Here is an 8297-nt window from a genome sequence, read left to right on the forward strand (position 1 = left end):
CTAAATAACTACTATTATGAAAAGACATTACCGAATATTACTGTCTCTGATACTGCTATCATTAGGTTATAGCGTTTTTGCTTATGCGGCAAATTCATTCAATGATTTCCCTGTTTTTCATTGGGGTAATGTGAATAACTATTCATTGGCTACTAATGTGCAGCCTGTTGTTTATCAGGAAATACCTGATCCGGATCGTTCTCTTAACACATCTTTGAAAGTCGGCAAAATAGAAGGGATAGCAGATGTATCTCCATCGGGTGCGGCTACCTATCAAATTCCCATTAAAGTGCTTGATGGTACTAATCGGATGCAACCACAGATATCTGTAGTTTATAATAGCCAGTCTGGCAATGGGATAATGGGCTATGGCTGGAATATAAGTGCTACATCTGCTATAACACGGGTTGGGAAAAATTATTATTTTGATGGAGAAGCTGATGAACTAAAGCTTAATACATCTGATAATCTGATGTTGGATGGAAAGAGGTTAATGTTAGTATCAGGCAATAACTTGACAATAGGCTCCACTTATGCTCCGGAAATCGAAGAATTTAGTAGGGTTGACTATATGACTATAAATGCAAGAGATGCTTTCCGGGTAAGAACCAAAGACGGACTGGTGTATGAATACGGAACAAATAGTGATTCATATATTCGGGCGCAGAATAGTACGAATGCACTTTATTGGCTTCTGTCGAAAGTAACTGACCGTCATGGGAACTATATGCTCTATCACTATGATACGAACATAAATACGGGTGAATTTTATTTGTCAAGTATAGAATATACAGGTAATTCCACGGCTAATGTAAGTCCATATAATCGTATTGAGTTTATATACAATACACGCAATGACATAATAGATTCTTATGTCGCTGGTAATATTATAAGCCAGAAAGTGCTGTTGACCGGTATAAAATGTACGAATGATGGAGTTGCTATCTGTGAATATAAGTTTAAGTATATATTCGATCATTATTATTCTAAATTAAGTGAAATAGAAGAATATGGATTAAATGGATCTAAATATAATTCGACCGTAATTGATTGGGGAGATTACTATGGTGAATATTCGAAAAACACCGATGAGTATTTCTCTTATGTTAACGTGAGTCGTGAAGGGATCTATCCTAATTTTGAAGATTTCAATGGAGACGGTTTAGCGGATATGATGACTTATCCGACCAAAACTCCATCTTCGTATTATAGCTCTTCTGACAATGCTGTTTTATATCTGGCCTACTCAATGTATGGCAATGTTTCGTTTTCTAAAAAGTGTTCGATTCCGCTGATTAAAGATTTTCTTGGGCTTATTTATGCGGATTTGAATGGTGATGGAAAATTGGATGTAATACGTCTACACCAGGCTGGAAAAAATAATTATCGGTTTGAATATTTCATATTCAATGGTGAATCTTTTACAAACACTGGCGGATTCAATAATAGCGATTCAAGAATTATGGTTGGTGATTTCAATGGTGATGGAAAGATGGAACTCCTCACAAGGGACGCCAAACTATATAATGAAAGTGCTTCTGTTATAGCTTCCGGTGGTATTGATAACTGGGGAAGTGAATATGTTTATTGTTATCCCAATAATAACTATATAGTTGACTTCAATGGTGATGGAAAATCCGATGTATTGGCCATGAATGGCAGTAGTTCGTGGGTTTATACATTAAGTGGCAGTACGTTTACCAAGTTGACATCCTTTAATAGTACGGGACTCAAGAACTGGAGTTTTAATTATTTCGGAGATTTCAATGGGGATGGTAAAACGGATGTTTTATGTCAAAGTTCAAGCAATACTTCTGATGTCTCTCTTTATTTGTCAACAGGACGTTCATTCGTGAAAAAAACAATATCAAACCATGATATTGAAGCCAAAATTATAGTAGGCGATTGTGACAAGGATGGAAAGGACGAAATTATACATTTGGATCCCCCTTCGGGAAACAGTAAGTTGCGTATAAAGGTAGGTACTTTTAATGGAACCGGATTTGATAATGAATACTATACTTCAACATTAATGGAGTATAGTGATATTAGAGAAAATATCGAAACCGGTCAAACAAATATAGCCGTTAAGGATTTTGATGGCGATGGACGTGTTGAATTTATATTGTCTGCTTATGCGGACATGAATATGATTCTCACATTTAATGATAAACTGCGCTTGCAAGTAGAAAGAATCACAGATGGTTATAATAAGCAAATTAACTTTCAGTATGTACCGATAACGGAAAGAGGATATTATACAGAGACCAATACATCTGTAGCTTTCCCGGTAGTAAAAACACGGATACCCTTGTATGTCGTTAGTGCTAAAAATACTACTGCTGGAAACTATTATCAAGCATTAAATTATAAGTATACAGATATTTGTGTACATAGGCAAGGGAAAGGATTGTTGTGTTTTAAGAATATTGAAGAGACGGATTATAATAAGAAAATGAAAACAATCAGTCTATACTCTTATAACACAACTTGTTTCACTCCTTATTTATCCAAGCGGACAGTACAAACGACCAGTGGTACCTTAGTGCATGAAATAACTAATAACTATATAAAAATAAACAAAAGTAACAAGCGTTTTGAATTGCAACTATTTGCTAAAATGGAGCTTGACAGTTTGAGGGGCATATCTATTGGGCAACTATTTTATAACTATTCAAATGGAAATCCTAAGAGTATTACGAAAGTTATGGGAAATACTACTGAAACACAAACCATAACTTATAACGATGTCGTGACTTCGGATTTGATATTGCTTGGGGCACCACTAAAAAAAACAATAAAGAAAGAGGATAAAAAGAAATCTCCTTGGATGGAGCAGGAAGATTTTACTTATGATTCCAATTATAATCTGGTTAAGAAAGTTTCTTCTGTTAATACTACATCCACCACTTTAGAAGAAAGCTATACTTATGACTCCTTTGGCAATGTTCTGACAAAATCAAGTAAACCGTATACGTCTACAAATCCTATAACTGTCAGTTATAAGTACTCTACCAATGGAAAGTCTCTTTCGGAAATGACAAATTCGTATGGGTTTAAGACGACTTATACCTACGATAGACGCGGGAAAGTGATTCAGGAGAAAAATCATAAAAATCAGATTACCCGATATGAATATGATGATATGGGCAATTTGATTAAGACGACATATCCGGACAATGTGGTTGAGACTAATCATATATCATGGGCGCAATCTACAGCTCCACAATCCTTGTATTCTGTTGTGAAGTCATCCACTTTAAGCCCCACCACTACTACTTATTACAACATTTTTGATAAAGTTGTCAGGGCAGGAACTACTCGGTTTGACGGTAAGATTGTATACAAAGATGCCTATTACGACCGGAATTGTTTATTGCAAAAAGAATCTTTACCGTTTGTAGGGACTTCGGCAACACTTTGGAACACTTATACGTATGACGAGTTCGACCGTCCGGTAAAGATACGGTATGCATCTGGGAAGGAAGATCTCATCAGCTACGCCAGAACATCTATTACAGAAACCAAAAATGGGATAACAACAACTCGTACGGTTGATAATTTAGGCCGATTAATAAAAGTCAGCGATACATCCGGTAATATTACCTATAGTTACTTGAGTAATGGAAAACCTGACACTATTCGTATATCGAATGATATTTGTACGACCTTCACCTATGATACGTATGGAAGATTAGCCAGTATAACTGATCCGTCGGCGGGGACAATAACCTATGGATATGACGAATATGGCAACAGGAATACGGAAACGGATGCAAGAGGGAAAACGATTAGTTCAACGCTTGATAAGTTTGGCAGGGTTTTAAAACGGATTACTCCGGAAACTACATTTACTTATACATATAATTCTGACCAATTATTATCTTCTGTATCAGGAACGAACAGCACTTCTTTTAATTATACATACGACAGCTATGGAAATATTCTGACGGAAAAAGAAGTAGGAGTGGATGGTAAGTGGTTGCAGAAGAATTATTCGTATGTCAATGGAAGAATTACGGGAACAACTTATGTATCTCAGACAGAAACGATTGCTTCGGAGAATTATACCTATGTAAACAATCATCTTAAGACGGTCAAAGTAGGAAACACTTCTATTTGGGATTTGCAGGCAGTAGATGTTTTCGGTCATCCGACTAAAATTGTAACCGGCAATATAACGCGGAATTACACTTATGATGAATATGGTCTCCCAACTGGACGAACAGCTTCGTCGACGGCAAGTGGCACTTTCTTAAATAGTGCTTATGATTTTGAACCGATTAACGGAAACCTGAATTTCCGTAAAGACATGACGAGGAACCTTACCGAGAACTTTACGTATGACGGTTTGAATAGGCTGACAGGTTATAAGAATGCAACAGTTTCTTATAACAATCTAGGTAATATTATATCGAAAAGTGATGCCGGTACATTAGAATATGACAAATATAAGGTACAGGCCATCACGCCAGTTAACGGGCTGTACAATACACTCTCCAAACAGCAGGAGATTACTTACACCTCTTTCATGCGTCCTAATTCGATTACGGAGAACGGTTATCAAGCTACATTCTCGTACAACGTGGATAATCAACGCGTAAAGATGCAGATTAAAAAGGACGGAAATAATTACCTGACACGTTATTATCTTGGAAATGTTTATGAAATTGACAATAAAGTTGGAGAAACCAAAGAAAAGTTGTATTTTGGTGGCAGTTATTACGATGCTTATGCAGTCTATGTCAAACAGGGAGGTGCTTGGCAACTGAATTATATTTGCCGGGATTATTTGGGAAGTATAACTCACATTACAAACAATACTGGCACTTTACTGACTGAATATAGTTATGACGCATGGGGTAGATTGCGTAATCCGGTCAATCAATCGGTTTATGCGCCGGAATCGGTGCCTGATCTTCTGCTGGGGCGTGGATATACCGGTCATGAACATTTGGCGGTCTTTGGTTTAGTTAACATGAATGCCCGTTTATACGATCCTATTCTTGGGCGTTTCCTTTCTCCGGATCCATACGTGCAACTGCCGGATAACCTGCAAGGGTTCAATCGCTACACATACGGCATGAACAATCCGTTATGTTATGTAGATGAGAATGGTGAAGTATGGTGGTTCGTAGCCGCTGCAGTCGCTGGAGGAATCATAAATGTCGCGATGAATTGGAATCGTATAGATAATTTCTGGCAGGGACTGGGATATTTTGGTGTTGGTGCGGTTTCTGGTGCCTTGGGATATGTAACGGGTGGTGCTGTATCTACTGCTTTAGGAGGTTTATCCGGATTTGCAGGAGGTGCTGTTATTGGAGCGGCGTCAGGAGCGTCATCCGGTTTTGTACTTGGAGGTGGTAATGCGATTCTGTCCGGAGGTGATTTCTGGGATGTCATGAGGGATGCAACAACAGGGATGTTTATGGGAGCTGCAACAGGAATGGCGTCCGGAGCAATCATTGGAGGGGCAATTTCTTATTTCCAAGGAAAAAATGTATGGACTGGAGCGGATATTGCAAAAGGACGTAATCCATTCTCTCTTAAAAACACATCGATTGGTGATATAGAACATCCTGAGGCGGGAGTAACTTCTAAACCCTCTAATGAAAGTGCTATACCTGCGTCTGATGATCCACTATTGAATCATGAACCGATGACTCCCCGTCAGAAAGGTGATTTGGGTGTTCAGGAAGCGATGAGGGAATTTAAGGCAGAAGGTGGAATTGTTCATGCACAGGAAGTTACGGTGGAACTGGATGGTGTTAGAACTCGATTTGATTTTGTAGGTTCATTAGATGAACAGTTACATCTAGTTGAGGTAAAAACCGGCCCACATGCAGGATTTACTCCAAATCAAAAGATAAATATACCTAAATATCTGACGAATAAATCAACTCTTATTCCACGGGGAGCAAATGCAATTAAGGTCCCTAAGTTTCAAAATTATATAGATAAACAGTTTACAAGTCATTATGTAGTAGTAATTAAACATTATTTCTGATGAAAGAGCAAAAAAAGAAAATACGATTATTATTGGACAAACATTTTTCCCAATATGGCTTTAAAAAAGCAAGATTTAATAATTTTATACGTATTAAAGATGGCAATGTTGTGCAAGATATAGGATTTACTACGGCTACTCATGGTGAAAGGCATGTAACTTATCTGAATCCTGTTGTAGGAGTTATTTATAAGGATGTGGATGAGGTGATGTTACAACTTAGAGATGGAATTAGTAGTTGTCTCAAGATGTATGCTCCTATGATTAGTCGTCCCATTGGTTATCTTATGCCTGAACATTATTTTAAAGAATGGAAATTTACCATAGATGTAGATGTCAGTGATGGGGTAGATGACATGGCAAGTGCCATTATAGATTATGGATTACCCTACCTTGAAGAATTGTCAGATATGGATCAGGTGATTTATGGGCTTGCCACTTCGAAGTATTCAAATATAGGGAATGTAAGAGATTATCTTTTGCCTGTATTGTATTATTTACATGGTAAAAACGAACAAGCATTGATTGCTGTGGAAGAAGCAGTGATACGCCGTTCAAACAGTATAAACATAGGTGAGTATAAAGCACTACAAGCTATATATGGTGAAGAAGTTATACAAATTCCGCCTAATAAAGATTTAGACTCCTATATGCCATTTGTAGAAAGGTTTAGGCAATTTATATCTGAAAAATAATGTTTGTCATATAGCACGTAGATGATGTTGATTTAGTAAGTAACCACAAGTTAAATTTCTTGAATATTAGTAACTGTTTGCGGTTATCTGTTGAATTTGTATTATTCACATGCCAATAGTATAGTTCCAATACGACTCAAAATGTTTGTTGACTTAGTTCTTGAAGTGTTTAAAATATATAGATAATGATATGGTAAGATACGTAAAAGAAGGAAATATATTCACTCTTAGTGGAGTGAAGTGTTACGCGCATGGTTGTAATTGCGTAGGTGCTATGGGGAAAGGCATAGCATTGCAATTTAAGATGAAATATCCTCAAATGTATAGGCTATATAAGACAAAATGTGCCGATGGAACGTTTACTGTAGGGGATGTTTTTGAATATGTGACGGGTGATGAGCACATCTATAATTTAGGGACTCAAAAGAGTTGGAAAACGAAAGCAGAACTGGAGGCAATAAGGAAATCAGTTGATACGATGCTGGAACTGGCAACTCAGAGTAATGTCAAATCAATAGCTATGCCTAAAATAGGCGCAGGGTTAGGAGGTTTGAATTGGTGTGATGTTAAGACAGTAATTGAAGATGTCGCTTTGAAATATCCCGATATAGAGTTGGTTGTGGTAGAGAACTATAAAGAGAAATGTCGTTTCTGATGAAAGAGCAAAAAAAGAAGATTTGGTTATTCTTGGAGGAATATTTCTCCAAGTATGGTTTCAAGAGAAGAAAACAAAATAATTATATACGCACTACCGATGGTAATGTGATACAAGATATTGGCTTTACCACAGCCACTCGTGGTGAAAAACATGTAGTCTATCTGAATCCCGTTGTAGGGATCATATACAGGGATGTGGACAAGTTAATGCTACAGCTTAGAGACGGGTTGAATCCTAATATCGAAGACTATGGCCCCATGATTTGTCTTCCCATTGGTTATCTTATGCCTGAAAATGATTTTAAAGAATGGAAATTCACTAAAGATAAAGATATTCGTGAGGACGCAGAAGACATGGCAAAAGCCATTATAGAATATGGTTCGTCTTATCTTGAGGAATTGTCGGATGTGGATCAGATGATTTACGGTCTTGCGACTTCAAAGTATTCATATATTGGAAGTGAAGTAAGAGATTACATTTTACCTGTACTGTATTATTTGTATGGTAATAGCGAACAAGCATTGCTCACAGTGGAAAACGCTGTGACCCGCCGTTCAAACAGTATAAACATAGAAGAGTATAAAGCATTACAAGCAATATATGGAGAAGACGCTATACAGATTCCGCCTAATAAAGCTTTAGATTCCTATATGCCGTTTGTGGAGAAGTTTAGAAAATTCTTGGCTGAGAAATAGGGACGGTGAAATAGGAACATTCAGTAAATGGTAGAAATCAGCCAACTAATTCATAATAAAGCATTGCGAATTAGTTGGCTCTTTTGTATCTTTAGGTATTCACCACGAATGCTGTTTTTTCATAAGAAGTTTCACCATAAATGCTTGTGTACGATACAATTAACAAATAGGTGAAAGATGTGAGGGGTGAAATAGGGTATTTATTGGTTCTTCGTCACTTTTGGGGCAGTAAAATATACTAA

General features: G+C 37.2%; 4 protein-coding genes. All 4 read left to right on the forward strand.

What is annotated here, in order from left to right; all coding sequences use genetic code 11:
- Positions 1-16 precede the first annotated feature (16 nt).
- The 4 genes from QZ323_RS03395 (at position 17) to QZ323_RS03410 (ending at position 8055) form a co-directional block, all read left to right on the forward strand.
- Positions 17-6007: an FG-GAP-like repeat-containing protein gene (locus tag QZ323_RS03395; RefSeq protein ID WP_294632774.1), complete on the forward strand. Its 5991-nt coding sequence runs from the start codon at positions 17-19 to the stop codon at positions 6005-6007.
- Positions 6007-6702 carry a hypothetical protein gene (locus QZ323_RS03400; protein ID WP_294632775.1) on the forward strand — a complete coding sequence of 232 codons (696 nt, stop codon included), beginning with the start codon at positions 6007-6009 and terminating at the stop codon, positions 6700-6702. Before QZ323_RS03395 ends, QZ323_RS03400 begins: the two co-directional genes overlap by 1 nt.
- Positions 6703-6892: 190 nt before the next feature.
- Positions 6893-7357 (forward strand): macro domain-containing protein, encoded by a 465-nt coding sequence (locus QZ323_RS03405; RefSeq protein WP_294632777.1) that lies wholly within the window; start codon positions 6893-6895, stop codon positions 7355-7357.
- Entirely contained in the window at positions 7357-8055 is a 699-nt protein-coding gene (locus tag QZ323_RS03410; protein WP_294632779.1) for a DUF4304 domain-containing protein, read from the forward strand. Before QZ323_RS03405 ends, QZ323_RS03410 begins: the two co-directional genes overlap by 1 nt.
- Positions 8056-8297: the final 242 nt, after the last annotated feature.

This window comes from uncultured Bacteroides sp. (genome assembly GCF_910585845.1).
Taxonomy (GTDB): Bacteria; Bacteroidota; Bacteroidia; order Bacteroidales; family Bacteroidaceae; genus Bacteroides.